This is a genomic window from Stenotrophomonas sp. Pemsol, from assembly GCF_003586545.1.
Taxonomy (GTDB): Bacteria; Pseudomonadota; Gammaproteobacteria; order Xanthomonadales; family Xanthomonadaceae; genus Stenotrophomonas; species Stenotrophomonas sepilia.
This window is the reverse complement of the sequence record NZ_CP025780.1, coordinates 1,413,700-1,428,825: the sequence shown is the minus strand read 5'-3', so window position 1 is coordinate 1,428,825 and position 15,126 is coordinate 1,413,700. Positions and strand designations below refer to the sequence as shown.

Genomic DNA, 15,126 nt, shown 5'->3' with positions numbered 1-15,126 from the left:
CTACCGTGCCCGTCTCATGGAGGGGCCAGGCCCCTCCGTCAACACAGTTGCTACACGGACGTACTTGCAGCGTCCCCGCACTCCGACACCGCCCCGCCAAACCACGGAATCCAGCTTTTGCTCTGGCTGTTGACCTGGCCTCTGCGGGTGCAGGGCGCAGCCCTGCCGAAACCCACCCTCAGGAACTGCAGGACAGCATCGAGCAGCCGGCGCGGTTGTCGGCCCACGCCGGGCGCTTGCCGGCGAAGTGTTCAAGCCCCGGGCGTTCGGTGTATGGGTCGCGCAGCACGTCCTGCAGCGCATGCACACCGCCGAGGTCACCCTGCTCTGCGCGGTCGATCGCTTCCTGCGCCAACCAGTTGCGCAGCACGTACAGCGGGTTGGCCGCCGTCATCTTCGCCACGCGTTCGCTGGCCGGCAGCGGATCGCTGCGCAGGCGCTCCGCGTAGTCCTGCAGCCAGTGCTGCAACGGTGCCTGCACTGCCTGTCGCCGCGCCTCGTCGTAGTACACCGCGTCCAGAACCGTAGCGTCCGCTGCCGACGGGTCGATGCGCATCAGTGCGCGCCAGGCCAGGGTCATGTCCATGGCACCCTCCTGCATCAGCTGCTGCCAGCGCTGGTAGAGCTGCAGGTCGTCATCGTCGGCCGCGGCCAGCCCCAGCTTTGCCGCGGCATCGCGACGCGTGCAGGCCACGAAGGTGGACTGGAAGGCCGCCAGGCCCGCCTGCAGCGGTGCGACATCGGCGAACAGCGGCGACAGCGCCTGGGCCAATCGGCTCAGGTTCCAGTACGCCACCTGCGGCTGGGTGCCGAAGCGGTAGCGGCGCCCCTGGGCGTCGGTGGTGTTCGGCGTCCAGTCCGGATCGAAATCCTCGACCCAGCCACAGGGGCCGTAATCCAGTGTGAGACCGAGCACGGACAGGTTGTCGGTGTTCATCACGCCGTGCACGAAGCCGACACGCATCCAGTGCGCGATCATCTCGGCAGTGCGCACCGCGATCTGCGCGAACCAGTCGCCGTACAGGGCCTCGCCCTGCCCTTCAAGCTCGGGGAAGTCGCGCGCGATGCAGGCATCGACCAGCTGCTGCAGCAGGGCGGTTTCACCCCGCGACGCCGGCAGTTCGAAGGAACCAAAGCGCAGGAACGACGGCGACACCCGGCACACGATGGCGCCAGGCTCGGCACGCGGGTGGCCGTCATAGAACATGTCACGCACCACCTCTTCGCCGGTGCCGACCAGCGACAACGCGCGCGTGGTCGGCACGCCCAGGTGGTGCATCGCTTCGCTGCACAGGAACTCGCGGACCGACGAGCGCAGCACTGCCCGTCCATCGGCACCGCGCGAGTAAGGCGTCGGCCCGGCCCCCTTCAGCTGCAGCTCCCAGTGGCGGCCATCGGGTGCCACCAGCTCGCCCAGTGAGATCGCACGCCCATCGCCGAGCTGGCCGGCCCAATGGCCGAACTGATGGCCACCGTAATTGGCGGCCCATGGCTGCATGCCGGCGTACAGCGCGTTGCCGCCGAATACATCGGCGAAGCCTTCGCTCTCGATCTCGGCAGCATCGAAGCCGAGCATCGTGGCAATCTCAGGCGACCACGCCAGCAACGTGGGCGCCACCACCGGCGTCGGCATCACCGGCGACCAGGCCGCGCCCAGCACTTCACGGCGACGCGGGCCGGATTCGGGGTCACCCGGCAGGGCATGCAGCAGGCGGTTGTCGAAACGGGGGCTGTCGGTATCCATGACTCTGGAGGTGGGGGCGACCGCCGCCGACGTCAATTGCCGCTGAGCGCCTGCAGATGGCCACCGTGGGCCTCGGCGCGCTGGTAAGCAGGCCGCTCGCTGATGCGCTTGAGGAAGCCACGCAGTGCCGGCTTGCCGTCGAGACCGCCACCGCGCGCGGCAGCAGCCTGGATCGGGAAGCTCATCTGGATGTCGGCCGCACTGAAGCGCTCGCCGGCAAACCATGGGCTTTCGGCCAGGCGGCGCTCCATCCAGTCCAGGTGCAGGCGCCGCTGCGGCCCAACGAAGCCCCGCTCGGCCTTGTCGGCAATGCTGCGTGCAATCGGGCGTGCGAAGAATGGCATGGGCGCATTACGGATGCGGCCCATCACCAGGGTCAGCAGCAGCGGCGGCATCGCCGAGCCTTCGGCATAGTGCAGCCAGTAGCGGTACGCGATGCGTTCGGTGCCGTCGGCCGGCATCGGTGACGGCGACAGCTGGCGCTGCGTGTCGTAACGGTCAGCCAGATAGTCGAGGATCGCCCCGGACTCGGCCAGTACCAGCTCGCCATCCTGCAGCACCGGCGACTTGCCGAGCGGATGCACGTTGCGCAGTTCCGGCGGCGCCAACAGCGTCTTCGGATCGCGCGGATAGCGGCGCAGTTCGTAGTCCAGCCCCAACTCCTCCAGCATCCACAGCACGCGCAGGGAACGGGAGTTTTCCAGGTGATGAACGATGCGCATGCGGACGATCCTTGGGAAGGGCCGCCATCCTACCGCGCCGGCTGCATGCCCTTTGTAGAGTCGAGCCACGCTCGACTCTACAAAAAACAGCGGGCAATAAAAAACGCCGGAAGCTCTCGCCTCCGGCGTTCTGGCTACCCAACGGTAGCAGACGGATTAGACCGCCTGCACCTGGTCAGCCTGCATACCCTTCTGACCCTGGACGGCGATGAAGGTAACCTTCTGGCCTTCCTGCAGGGTCTTGAAGCCGGTGCCCTGGATCGCGCGGAAGTGCACGAACAGGTCCGGGCCGCTTTCCGGGGTGATGAAGCCGAAGCCCTTGGCGTCGTTGAACCACTTGACGGTGCCGGTCTGACGTTCAGACATTTTACTAACTCCTGAAACACATGTTGAAAAAAATCGCAGCCGCCGGGTATCGGGGCCGAGACTGAGTTGCAGGCGTTGGTAAAGCGGATCGATGAGCGGATCGTGAGATCAACTGCACCAGGCCACGATTCACGGTGACCCTAGCAAACACAGTGGGTCGCACGATACGCGTGTTTTCTGCAAAAAGCGATAGTCCCGACGTTCATGGGAACACGTCACCCGCTAGGCGTGACAAGGGTTGGCAGCCAATCGCGGCTAACCCCGAGCCCCCATTCAGGTTTTTCCTACCCTACACTGGGTAAATGACTGAAGCTGAAATCCCCACTGAACACGCGTCTCCCCGCATCTGGGTGGACGCGGACGCCTGCCCCACCGTCATTCGCGACATCCTGTTCCGGGCCGCCGAACGGGTCGGGATCGAGCTGACCCTGGTCGCCAACCAGTGGATCCGCACCCCGCCGTCGCGCTGGCTGCGCTCGATCCAGGTACCGCAGGGGCTGGATGTGGCCGACAGTGCCATCGTCGAGCGGGTCGGCGCCGGTGACCTGGTGGTCACCCAGGACATCCCGCTGGCCGCGCTGGTGCTGGAGAAGAAGGCCGTGGCGCTGAACCCGCGCGGCCAGCTGTACACCCCGAACAACATGGCCGAGCGGCTGTCGATGCGCAATTTCATGGAGGAACTGCGCGGCGCCGGGGTCCAGACCGGCGGACCGCCGCCCCTGGGGCCCCGCGACCGGCAGCTGTTCGCCGCCGAGCTGGACCGCTGGCTGGCGCGACGCCCGGCCCGCTGAGCGCCTGGCCGCGCTAAGCCGGAAGGCTCAGGCTGCGGCCGCTGCTGAACGCCCGTCGTTCGCCGCTCAATGGGTCGTCGAAGGCCAGGGCCCGCGCCAGCAGCTGCAGCGGCGCCTCGGCGACGTTCGGCGGACGTTGCCGAAGCTGCGGGTACAGGTCGTCACCCATGATCGGCGCCCCCAGCATGGCCATGTGCACGCGCAGTTGATGCTTGCGGCCGGTCTCCGGCAGCAGCCGGTAGCGCCAGATCGGCCCTTCGGCCTCGATCAGCTCGATCCGGCTGCGCGCATTGGGCTCACCGGGCACTTCGGACATGCGGAAGAACGGCTCGCCCGGCACCAACCGGCTGTCCCGCTGCAACGGAAACGCCAGCCCCGGCAGCGCCGGTGCCAGGGCCTCATAGGCCTTCTCGATGCGCCGATCACGGAACAGGCGCTGGTAAGCATCGCGCGACGCTCGCTGGGTCGAGAACATCACCAGCCCGGCCGTCAGCCGATCCAGCCGGTGCAGCGGTACCAGATCGGCATTGCCGGTGCGGGCGACCAGCCGCGCCAGCAGCGTCTCGCGCACATGCCCACCCGCAGGTGTCACCGGCAGGAAATGCGGCTTGTCGGCCACCAGCAGGTGCGCATCCAGATGGACGATGGTCTCGACAAAGGGAATCACCGGTTCGTCGGCCACCTCGCGGAAGTACTGGATCTCCCGCCCGACCTGCCAGGGCGTGTCCGCAGTGAGCGCCCTGCCCTGCGCATCCAGCACACGGCCACGCGCGAAGCGATCCTGCCATTGCGCGGGCGCGATGCGCGGGAAACGTGCACACAGGCCATCCAGCAGGGTGGCCCAGGGCCCGGGCGGCAACTGCAGTCGGCTGGGCAAGGTCATGGCGTCCACTCCGGCCACGGGAAAGAACGCAAGCGTGCCACCGTTGACGCTGCGCAGACAGCCCGGCCACGGACACCCCCGGAGCAAACCTCTATCATTGTCGTCTTTAGTCCACGGACCCCCCATGGCTCTTACCGCCACCATCCGCAAGGCCGAACTGCAGATCAGCGACATGGATCGCGGCTACTACGCGACCCACAACCTGACCCTGGCCCAGCATCCGTCCGAGACCGACGAGCGCCTGATGGTGCGCCTGCTCGCCTTCGCGCTGAACGCCGGCGACCGCCTGGAGTTCGGCCGCGGCCTGAGCACCGATGACGAACCCGACCTGTGGGAACACGACTACACCGGCGACATCCTGCAGTGGATCGACCTGGGCCATCCGGACGAATCGCGCATCCGCAAGGCCAGCAACCGCAGCCGCCAGGTGCAGGTGGTCAACTATGGCGGCAACGCCTCGGAGATCTGGTGGGGCAAGCAGGGCAAGGGCCTGGCGCGCTTCGACAATCTTTCGGTGGTCGATCTCGACGGTGCCTTCGTAGAGCTGTGGGGCCAGCAGATCCAGCGCGCGATGCGCTGGAGCGTGCTGATCCAGGACGGTGAAGTGCAACTGCTCAACGATCAGATGCAGCTCGACGTGATCCCGACCTGGCGCAAGCGCGCCAAGGCATGAACACGATCCGTTGTGACGTGGTGGTCATCGGCGCCGGCGCAGCCGGGCTCATGACCGCGATCACGGCTGGCCAGCGCGGCCGCCAGGTGCAGGTGATCGACCATGCCAACAAGGTCGGCAAGAAGATCCTGATGTCCGGCGGTGGCCGCTGCAACTTCACCAACACCGGCACCACCCCGGCCAACTTCCTGTCGGCCAACCCGCACTTCTGCAAGTCGGCGCTGGCCCGCTACACGCCCTGGCACTTCATCGAGTTGGTGCACAAGCACGGCATCGCGTATCACGAAAAGGAACTGGGGCAGCTGTTCTGCGATGTCTCCTCCAAGCAGATCGTGAAGATGCTGGTGGACGAATGCCAGGCGGCCGGCGTGCAGATCCGTACCGACTGCAGCGTGCAGCGCATCGAGCATGGCAGCGATGGTTTCCGCGTGCACACCACGCACGGGCTGTTCCATTGCGCCTCGCTGGTGGTTGCCACCGGCGGCCTGTCGATTCCCAGCATGGGGGCCAGCGGCTTTGGCTATGAAGTGGCCCGCCAGTTCGGCCACCAGGTGCTGCCGACCCGCGCCGGGCTGGTGCCGCTGACCCTCAGCGGCAAGCACCAGGAACGGTTGGCCGACCTCAGCGGCGTGGCGCTACCGATCGAAGCGCGCTGCAACGGCAAGAGCTTCCAGAACTTCATGCTGCTGACCCACCGTGGCGTGAGCGGTCCGGCCATCCTGCAGATCTCTTCGTTCTGGCGGCCCGGCGATGCGCTGGAGCTGGACCTGTTGCCGGGCCAGGATGCCGGCGAGTGGCTGCGCCAGATGAAGCGCGACCGCCCCGCCGCCGAGCTGCGCACGGTGCTGGGCGAGGTACTGCCGAAGCGGCTGGCACAGCGGCTGTGCGAGCACTGGCTGCCCAACCGCCCCGTGCGCCAGCTGGACGAGCCGGTGCTGCGCCAGGCTGCGCAGCTGCTGGGCGCATTCCCGCTGGTGGCCAGCGGCACCGAAGGCTACCGCACCGCCGAGGTCACCCTGGGCGGCGTGGACACCGCCGAAGTGTCATCCTCAACGATGGAATCCAAGCGCGTCCCCGGCCTGCACTTCGTTGGCGAGGTGCTGGACGTGACCGGCTGGCTGGGCGGCTACAACTTCCAATGGGCCTGGGCAAGCGGCCACGCAGCGGGCGGCGTGGTGTGAACCACTTCGCCGTTCCATGCGCGCAAGGGGTACGCGCATGGACGGTTCGCCGCGCATCGTGTATCTAGATTCGCAGATTGGGGAGCAGTGCATGCAGAACGCGAACGACATCACCATCCGCCTGCTGATCGTCGATGACAGCGGCGAGAATGCCGAAGCCATCGTCAGCACCCTGCGCAACAGCGGCATCGCGGTACGCCCGTGGCGCCCGCAGGATGCGGCCGAGCTGGCCCAGGTGCTGACCAGCCAGGCCATCGACCTGGTGCTGGCCTCGCCGTCGCAGGGCATTCCGCTGCAGCTGGCAGCCCAGCACATCGCCGCCAGCGGCAAGGACATCCCGCTGGTGCTGCTGGCCGAGCGCATCGACGAGGACGAACTGGTGCAGGCCAGCAGCCATGGCATCCGTGCCCTCGCCCTGCGCCAGCGCCCCGAGCACCTGCTCGCCGTGGTCCGCGACCAGTGGGTCGACCTGCAGGCACGCCGCGGCCTGCGCCGCATCGAGGCGCAGATGCGCGAGACCGAGCGCCGCTGCGACGCGCTGATCGCCTCCTCGCGCGACCCCATCGCCTACGTGCATGAAGGCATGCACATCCGCGCCAACGACGCCTACCTGGAGATGTTCGGCTACGAGCAATTCGACGACATCGAAGGCATTTCGCTGCTGGACATGGTCGCTGCCCAACACGTGGAGGGCTTCAAGCAGCTGCTGAAGGGCCTCAGCCGTGGCGAGGCGCCGCCGCCGCAGTACCAGCTCGACGCGCGCCACCAGGACGGCAGTGCGTTCCCGGCGACGATGGAATTTGCGGCGGCCACCTACGAAGGCGAGTCCTGCCTGCAGGTGGTGCTCCGCCGCCGCATGGAGTTCGACCCCGAGCTGGCACGCGAGGTCGAGGACCTGCGCCAGCGCGACCAGGTCACCGGCCTGCTCAATCGCCCGACCTTCATGCTGCAGCTGGAAAGCGCGGTGGCCCAGGCCGGGCGCAGCGAGGGCCAGTTCGGCCTGCTGCTGATCGAGCCGGACCACTACGCGCGCCTGCTGCCGGATATCGGCCTGGCCTCGGCCGATACCCTGATCGGCGCCCTCGCCGCCCTGCTGGCCGAAGTGGTTGGCGAGGACGCGCAACTGGCCCGTTTCGGCGAACACAATTTCGCCGTGCTGCAGGCCGGACCCTACGCACAGACCGTGGCGCTGGCCGAGCGCATCCGAGAAGCCTACGCCGCGCACGTCTTCAGCATCGGCGCACGCTCGGCCACGGTGACGGTCAGCATCGGTGGCGTACAGGTCGGTGAGAAGATCGCCAGCATCGGCCAGGTGCTGGCGCGCGCCAGCGAATGCACCCAGGCTGCAGCCGAGCTGGGTAACACCTGCCGCATCTTCGACCCGGCTGCCGCCGACCGTGTCGAGGAAGAGCGTGTGCAGCGCTGGGTGGCGCGCATCCGCGAGGCGCTGGCCGGCGACGGTTTCCAGCTTCACTACCAGCCGGTGCTGAACCTGCAGGGCGAACCACTGGAACTGTACGAAGCCTATCTGCGCCTGGAAAACAACGGCGAGCTGCTGAGCCCGACCGCGTTCCTGGGCATCGCCGAGGAACACGGCCTGCTGGCCGACATCAACCGCTGGGTGGTTTCGCAGGCGATCGCGGTGCTGGGCGAACGCGCACGTGCGGGTCATGCCACCCAGGTGCTGGTGAAGGTCACGCCGGAATCGTTCGATGACCCACAGATGATCGCCACCCTGCACCGCGAACTGCAGGCACAGGGCGTGCCCGGCGAACGGCTGTGGCTGCATGCACCGGAAGCGAAGGTGTTCACCCACCTGCGCAGTGCACAGCAATTCCTTGCCGAAGTGGCGCCACTGGGCTGCCGCATCGGCCTGGAGCAGTTCGGTTCCGGGCTGGACTCGTTCCAGCTGCTGGCCCACTTCCAGCCGCAGTTCCTCAAGCTGGACCGGGGCTTCACCAGCGACCTGGCTGCCACCCGCGAGAACATCGACCGCATCAGCCAGATCACTGCGCGTGCTCAGGAAGCGGGCATCCGCACCATCGCCGAATTCGTCAGCGATGCCAACTCGATGACGCTGCTGTTCAGTGCCGGCGTGGATTACGTGCAGGGCGACTTTGTCGGCCCGGCGTTGCCGGAGATGGGGTTCGAATTCGGGTAATGCCTCTCTGTAGAGCCGAGCCATGCTCGGCTGCGGGACTCAAGCGAAGAGCAGCCGAGCATGGCTCGGCTCTACACAAACCAGAAGGCCGGCTTTCGCCGGCCTTCTGCCTGATCAGGTCATATCGACCAGGTTGCCGATCTTCACGTCCGGGTTGACGTCGGCCTCGTAGTCGACGCCCTCCACGCCAAAACCGAACAGACGCAGGAAGTCGGCCTTGTAACCGGCCAGGTCGCTGATTTCGTACAGGTTCTCGTTGGTCACCTGTGGCCACAGCGCGACCACCTTGCCCTGCACGTCTGCGGCCATTTCCTTGTAGTCCGCACGCAGGCGGCCTTCCTCATCGACCAGCGCGACGGTGTGGCCGTCGCCATCGACCAGGTCGTGGCGCAGGCGATCGACCGCCACGCCATCGGACTTGCCGCCGTAAAGGATGTCGTACAGCACGTCGAGCTGCTCGATGCAGCCTTCGTGGGTGCCCTTTTCCTTCATCACCTTGAACAGCAGCGACAGGTACAGCGGCATGGTCGGAATGGCCGAGCTGGCCTGGGTCACGACGGCCTTCAGCACCGACACGCGTGCGTCGCCGCCGATTTTCGCCAGCTTTTCGCGCAGGCCCAGCACCTTGGTGTCCAGGTCCTTCTTGGCCGCGCCGATCGAGCCATTCCAGTAGATCGCCTGGGTGATCTCTTCGCCCACGTAGGTGAAGGCCGTGGTGGTACAACCATTGGCCAGCACCCCGGCATCGGCCAGCGCATCGATCCACATCTGCCAGTCCTCGCCGCCCATCACCGCGACGGTGCCGGCGATTTCTTCCGGAGTGGCCGGCTGCAGGGTGGTCTCGGTGATCACTTCCTTGTCGGTATCCAGCCCGCGCAGGGTGATCGGCTCGCCGATCGGCTTCAACGTGGAGCTGATGATCTCGCCGGTCTTCGGGTGCTTGCGGCGCGGCGCTGCCAGGCTGTAGACAACCTGGTCGACCTGGCCCAGATCGGCCTTGATCATTTCGATGGTCTTCGCCTTCACTTCATCGGAGAAGGCATCGCCATTGATGCTCTTGGCGTACAGGCCGGCTTCGTCGGCGTACTTGTGGAACGCGGCCGAGTTGTACCAGCCCGCGGTACCCGGCTTGGTCTCGCTGCCCGGGCGTTCGAAGAAGATGCCGAGGGTGGCAGCACCACTGCCGAAGGCAGCGGTGATGCGCGCAGCCAGGCCGTAGCCGGTGGACGCGCCGATCACCAGCACACGCTTGGGACCGTTCTGGATCGGCGGGCGCGCACGGATGTAGTCGATCTGCTGCTTGACCGCGGCCTCGCAGCCGGTCGGGTGGGTGGTGACGCAGATGAAGCCGCGGACGCGCGGTTTGATGACCATGGATACCTCGGGTTGGCAGATGCGGCGCGCGGGGCGCTCAGCAGGAGTAAGGGCGCGCACGCGCGCGAACCGCAGGATCGTAGTGCGCGGGGGCCGAATGCACAACCGACGCTGGCGTAGGGTGGTGTTTCTTTTGCAGGGTTGCACCCTGCACCTGCGGTAGTGCCGGCCGCTGGCCGGCAACCTCAACAGCAACGTCAAAAGCCGGGCTACTGAGGCCCACAACCGGGCCCACCCCGCCTTTGACAGTCTTCCGCGATCTGTCGGAACAGCTCTTGGGGTCAGATCCGTTTTCTGAAGGAAAACGGATCTGACCCCAGAATTGTTTCGATTTCTGACAAATGTGTCGACCCAGGTCGACACCTACCCACAGCCGTGGGGATCTGTCAGAGGTGGGGCAGTGTCGGAGTGCGGGGTGTCAGCCGCATGGATGCGGCTGCCAAGCCTACACGGACGTACTTGCGGCGTCCCCGCACTCCGACACCGCCCCGCCCACCCACGGAAGGCACGCTCTTGCTGTTGCTGTTGCTGTTGCTGTTGCTGTTGCTGTTGCTGTTGCCGGCCAGCGGCCGGCATTACCGTGGGTGCAGGGCTGCAAGCCCTGCAACACAAAAAACCCCGCTTGCGCGGGGTTCTCTGTGGGTTGCGTGCAGCGCGAACGGTTACGGGCGACGGGCCAGGGCCTCAACGTCCTTCGCCTTCGGCAGCAGGTCCTGCTTGCTGACGCGCAGGAAACCGATCGTCAGCATCGGCACTGCCACCAGGATCGAGGACAGCACCACGATCACCGCACCGATCATATGCGTCTCGGCCAGGCCCTCCATCGAGCTGCCGCCGTACAGGTACAGGGCAAGCGCGGACAGGAAGAACATCACCGCAGTGATCACCGTACGCGACAGCGTCTGGTTGATCGAACGGTTCAGCACTTCCATCGAATCCACGCGCAGGCTGCGGAAGTTCTCACGGACGCGGTCGAAGACCACGATGATGTCGTTGATCGCAAAGCCCATCACCGACAGCAGGCCGGCCAGCACGGTCAGGTCGAACTCACGGCCCAGCAGGGACACGTAAGCGACCGTCACGATCAGGTCGAACATCGCCACGATGCTGGCGGTGACCGCGAACTTCCACTCGAAGCGCACTGCGATGTAGATCAGGAAGCCGGCCAGCATGAAGATGGTGGCATACAGGCCATTCATCGCCAGGTCCTTGCCGATCTGCGGGCCCACGAACTCGTTGCGGAGCACGGTGGCCTGATTGTCGGCAGTGGACAACGCCTTCACCACGGCAGCGGCCGTGGCCTTGTCCTCGTGGGCGGCGTCGCCGGTACCCGGAGCATGCTCGCCGTGCGGGGCCAGGCGGATCAGCAGGTCGGTGTTGCCACCCACGCTCTGCACCTGGGCGCCTTCGAAGCCACTCTGCTCGAGCTTGGTGCGGACCTGCTCAACATCCACCGCCTTGTCGAAGCGGGCTTCGATCAGGGTGCCGCCGGTGAAGTCCAGCGCGTAGTTGAAGCCCTTGATGCCGATGATGGCGACCGAGGCCAGGAACACCACGATGGTGACTGCCATGGCGACATGGCGCCAGCGCATGAAGTCGATCTTGGTGTCGTTCGGGAGGATGTGCAGCGGAAACAGTTTCATTGTGCGTGTCGTCCCGTCAGATGGCCACGTTCTGGAGCTTCTTGCGACGGCCGTAGATCAGCGTCGCCAGCGCACGCGACACGGTGATCGCGGTGAACATGGAGGCGAAAATACCGATGATCATGGTCAGCGCGAAGCCCTTCAGCGGACCGGTACCGAATGCAAACAGCGCCACGCCGACGATCAGGCCGGTCAGGTTGGCGTCGAGGATGGTGCCCGAGGCACGCTCGTAACCGGTCACGATCGCCGTCTTGCCCGGCACACCGGCTCGCAGCTCTTCACGGATACGCTCGTTGATCAGCACGTTGGCGTCCACCGACAGGCCGACCGACAACGCCAGGCCGGCAAAGCCCGGCAGGGTCATGGTGGCACCGAACAGCGACATCACCGCCACTACGATCAGCAGGTTGAACAGCATCGCTGCCGAGGTGATCACACCGAACATGCGGTAGTACACGCTGAAGAACACCAGGGTGAACAGGAACGCGAACACCACCGCGCGCATGCCGTTCTTGACGTTCTCGGCGCCGAGGCTCGGGCCGACCACGCGCTCCTCGACGAAGTCCATCGGCGCAGCCAGCGAACCCGACTTCAGCAGCTTGGCCAGGTCTTCGGCTTCCTTCTTCTGCAGGCCGGTGGTCTGGAAGTTCTTGCCGAACACGCCGTTGATGTTGGCCACCGAGATCACTTCCTCGTTGACCTTGAAGCCACGCACTTCCTGGCCGTCGACGACGGTCACGGTCGGCACGCGCTCGGTGTAGACCACCGCCATCGGCTTGTTCACGTTGGCGCTGGTGAAGTCGAACATGCGCTGGCCACCGACGTTGTTCAGCGTCACGCTGACCGCCGGCGAGCCGCTGTTCGAATCGGTCACCGCCTGCGCGCCGACCATCTGGTCACCGGTGACGATCACGCGCTTGTTCAGCAGGATCGGGCCGCGGCCGTCACGCTGCTGGTAGACCTTCGCTTCCGGCGGAATGCGGCCGGAGTTGATGGCGTCCTGCGCATTTCCTTCAACCACCGCACGGTATTCCAGGGTGGCGGTGGCACCGATCATGCGCTTGGCTTCGGCGGTGTCCTGCACGCCCGGCAGCTGCACGACCACACGGTCGGCACCCTGGCGCTGGATGATCGGCTCGGCCACGCCGAGCTGGTTCACGCGGTTGCGCAGGGTGTTGATGTTCTGCTCGATGGCGCCGTTGGCGATCTGCGTGATCTCGGTCTCCGGCACGGTGACCGTGATGCGGTTGCCGCTGACGTCATAGCCGAGCGTCGGCTGTGCCTTGACCAGGGCGGCACGGGCGCGCTGCGCGGCGTCGTCACCGGCGGACGGGCTCAGGTTGGCCACGATGCTGTTGTCGGCGCGGCGTTCCACCGACTGGTAGGCGATGCGCGCGTCACGCAGGGTGCTGCGCACGTCTTCGGTATAGGCATCCAGGCGCTTGTCGAGGGCAGCCTTCTGGTCGACCTGCAGCACGAAATGCACGCCGCCCTGCAGGTCCAGGCCCAGCACCATCGGGCGACCGCCGAGGTTGGCCAGCCAGTCCGGCACGGTCGAAGCCAGGTTCAGCGCCACGGTGTACTTCTCGCCGACGGTGTCACGCAGGGCGTCGCTGGCAGCGGACTGCGACTTCAGGTCCGACAGGCGGACGATCAGGCTTTCCCCTTCCTTTTCGGCACCGATGGTGGCGATGCCGGCCTTTTTCAGGTCGGCCAGCACACGGTCGCGCAGCGCATCGTCGATCTGCCCGCCACGGTTGGCGGTGATCTGGATGGCCGGGTCCTTCTGGTAGATGTTGGGCAGCGCATACAGCGCGCTGAGCGCCAGTACGATCAGGATGACGACGTACTTCCAGCGTGGAAATTCGAGCATTGCTTGGGTCCCGCGCGGCGCCATCCCCGGCGCCGCGGTTGTGCTTCGGAAAGGGAGTGGCTTACTTGGCCGAATCCAGGGTGCCGGTCGGCAGCACGCTACCGACAGCACCCTTCTGCACGCGGATGCGCACGTTGTCGGCCACTTCGACGGTGATGAAGTGGTCGCCGATGTCGGTGACCTTGCCGGCGATGCCGCCGTTGGTCAGCACTTCATCGCCGCGCTTGATCTTCTCCAGCATGGCCTTGTGCTCCTTCTGCCGCTTCATCTGCGGGCGGATCATCAGGAAGTACATGATGGCGATCAGGATGATCGGGAACAGCAGCGTGGTCAGGCCCATGCCCTGCGGTTGGCCGCCGGCGGCCTGGGCGTGGGCGGCGGGAATCAGGAAAGCAAGCAGGTTCATCGTTGGTCCTTTGGTTGGGCGGCGCTCCCGTCCCTTGAGGGGCGGGGGTGTCGACCGCGGATCTGGGTCAGCCTTGAAGTATGCCACGGCCCCGGGCGTTCGTCCTTGGGCCGTTCGGCAGGGGGCGTCGGGGTTACAGCGGCGGGGCCACCGCTCCGCGTGCCGCGTAGAAGGACTCGCGGAAGGCCAGGAAGGTTCCCGCCTCGATCGCGGCACGGATGTCGGCCATGAGCTTTTCGTAATAGAAAAGGTTGTGCAGGGTGCCCAGCATCGGCGCCAGCATCTCGTTGCAGCGGTCCAGGTGGCGCAGGTAGGACCGGGTGTAACCGCCGGTGCAGGCCACGCAGCCGCAGCCCGGCTCGATCGGGTCCATGTCCCGCGCGTACTGGGAATTGCGGATGCGAACGGTGCCGAACGAGGTGAAATAGTGGCCGTTGCGCGCATTACGGGTCGGCATCACGCAGTCGAACATGTCCACGCCGCGTGCCACGCCCTCGACCAGGTCCTCCGGCCGGCCCACGCCCATCAGGTAACGCGGGCGGTCGCCCGGCAGCTCAGGATCCAGGTGGTCGAGCATGGCGTTGCGCTCGTGCTCCGGCTCGCCCACGGCCAGGCCGCCGATGGCGTAGCCGTCGAAGCCGATCGCCTGCAGGGCGTCGGCCGACCGGCTGCGCAGGTCGGTGTGCACGCCCCCCTGGACGATGCCGAACAAGGCCGCGTCGTTGCCCAGCTCGTCATGCGCGTTGCGGCTGCGCTGGGCCCAGCGCAGGCTCAGCTCCATGGAACGGCGGGCAACGTCTTCGGTGGCCGGGTACGGGGTGCACTCGTCGAAGATCATCACGATGTCCGAATCGAGCACCTTCTGGATCTTCATGCTCTCCTCGGGACCGAGGAACACCCGGGCGCCGTCGGTGGGCGAGGCAAAGGTCACGCCCTGCTCGGTGATCTTGCGTCGATGGGCCAGCGAGAACACCTGGAAACCACCGGAGTCGGTCAGGATCGGGCCATCCCAGCGGCAGAAGCCGTGCAGCCCGCCGTGGTCGGCGATGATGTCCAGGCCGGGGCGCAGGTACAGGTGGAAGGTGTTGCCGAGGATGATCTCGGCGCCCAGCGCCCGCACCTGGTCCGGCAGGATGCCCTTGACCGAGCCATAGGTCCCCACCGGCATGAAGGCCGGCGTTTCCACCGTGCCACGCGGGAAGGTCAGGCGGCCACGGCGGGCACGGCCATCGCGGGTCTGGAGCTGGAACTGCAGTCGGGACATGGAGCGGTCATTCGGGCAAATAGTTGCTCATTGTCTCCCAAAACC

At 66.3% G+C, this 15,126-nt stretch carries 13 protein-coding genes; 4 read left to right on the top strand and 9 right to left on the bottom strand.

All coding sequences use genetic code 11. The features are described 5' to 3' along the window. Positions 1 to 178 precede the first annotated feature (178 nt). The 3 genes from PEM_RS06670 to PEM_RS06660 form a co-directional block, all read right to left on the bottom strand. Positions 179 to 1,744: a YdiU family protein gene (locus PEM_RS06670; RefSeq protein WP_111129546.1), complete on the bottom strand. Its 1,566-nt coding sequence runs from the start codon at positions 1,742 to 1,744 to the stop codon at positions 179 to 181. A 32-nt stretch (positions 1,745 to 1,776) separates the two neighbouring features. Next, the gene (locus tag PEM_RS06665; RefSeq protein ID WP_053500891.1) at positions 1,777 to 2,466 is read right to left on the bottom strand and encodes a glutathione S-transferase; all 690 of its coding nucleotides are present in this window, start codon (positions 2,464 to 2,466) and stop codon (positions 1,777 to 1,779) included. Positions 2,467 to 2,622: 156 nt separating this feature from the next. After that, on the bottom strand, positions 2,623 to 2,832 hold the full coding sequence (locus PEM_RS06660; protein WP_005416210.1) for a cold-shock protein: 210 nt from the start codon (positions 2,830 to 2,832) through the stop codon (positions 2,623 to 2,625). Between the two features lie 302 nt (positions 2,833 to 3,134). Here PEM_RS06660 and PEM_RS06655 point away from each other — a divergent pair, with 302 nt between their 5' ends. After that, positions 3,135 to 3,623: a YaiI/YqxD family protein gene (locus tag PEM_RS06655; protein ID WP_111129544.1), complete on the top strand. Its 489-nt coding sequence runs from the start codon at positions 3,135 to 3,137 to the stop codon at positions 3,621 to 3,623. A 13-nt stretch (positions 3,624 to 3,636) separates the two neighbouring features. Here PEM_RS06655 and PEM_RS06650 read toward each other — a convergent pair whose 3' ends face one another. Then, positions 3,637 to 4,506, bottom strand: coding sequence for a pseudouridine synthase (locus PEM_RS06650; RefSeq protein ID WP_065195925.1), 870 nt, complete (start codon positions 4,504 to 4,506; stop codon positions 3,637 to 3,639). Between the two features lie 124 nt (positions 4,507 to 4,630). On the opposite strand from PEM_RS06650, the gene PEM_RS06645 reads away from it, so the two are divergent. The 3 genes from PEM_RS06645 (at position 4,631) to PEM_RS06635 (ending at position 8,521) form a co-directional block, all read left to right on the top strand. Beyond that, positions 4,631 to 5,179 carry a YaeQ family protein gene (locus PEM_RS06645; RefSeq protein ID WP_005416207.1) on the top strand — a complete coding sequence of 183 codons (549 nt, stop codon included), beginning with the start codon at positions 4,631 to 4,633 and terminating at the stop codon, positions 5,177 to 5,179. Then, a complete protein-coding gene (locus PEM_RS06640) occupies positions 5,176 to 6,360 on the top strand; it encodes an NAD(P)/FAD-dependent oxidoreductase (protein WP_111129542.1) in 1,185 nt (394 codons plus the stop codon). The genes PEM_RS06645 and PEM_RS06640 overlap by 4 nt, the downstream gene beginning before the upstream one ends. A 91-nt stretch (positions 6,361 to 6,451) precedes the next feature. Next, entirely contained in the window at positions 6,452 to 8,521 is a 2,070-nt protein-coding gene (locus tag PEM_RS06635) for an EAL domain-containing protein (RefSeq protein ID WP_005416205.1), read from the top strand. Between the two features lie 114 nt (positions 8,522 to 8,635). Here the strand turns inward: PEM_RS06635 and fabV are convergent, their stop codons facing one another. The 5 genes from fabV to tgt all read right to left on the bottom strand — a co-directional run bounded on the left by fabV (position 8,636) and on the right by tgt (position 15,081). Then, positions 8,636 to 9,895: an enoyl-ACP reductase FabV gene (gene fabV / locus PEM_RS06630; protein WP_005416204.1), complete on the bottom strand. Its 1,260-nt coding sequence runs from the start codon at positions 9,893 to 9,895 to the stop codon at positions 8,636 to 8,638. A gap of 662 nt (positions 9,896 to 10,557) precedes the next feature. Next, on the bottom strand, positions 10,558 to 11,538 hold the full coding sequence (gene secF, locus PEM_RS06620; protein ID WP_065185182.1) for a protein translocase subunit SecF: 981 nt from the start codon (positions 11,536 to 11,538) through the stop codon (positions 10,558 to 10,560). 16 nt (positions 11,539 to 11,554) lie between these two features. Then, on the bottom strand, positions 11,555 to 13,411 hold the full coding sequence (secD, locus tag PEM_RS06615; RefSeq protein ID WP_005416202.1) for a protein translocase subunit SecD: 1,857 nt from the start codon (positions 13,409 to 13,411) through the stop codon (positions 11,555 to 11,557). 61 nt (positions 13,412 to 13,472) lie between these two features. Beyond that, positions 13,473 to 13,817, bottom strand: coding sequence for a preprotein translocase subunit YajC (gene yajC / locus PEM_RS06610; RefSeq protein WP_005416201.1), 345 nt, complete (start codon positions 13,815 to 13,817; stop codon positions 13,473 to 13,475). 133 nt (positions 13,818 to 13,950) lie between these two features. Next, positions 13,951 to 15,081, bottom strand: a complete 1,131-nt coding sequence (gene tgt / locus PEM_RS06605) for a tRNA guanosine(34) transglycosylase Tgt (protein ID WP_014646826.1) — start codon at positions 15,079 to 15,081, stop codon at positions 13,951 to 13,953. Between the last annotated feature and the right edge of the window lie 45 nt (positions 15,082 to 15,126).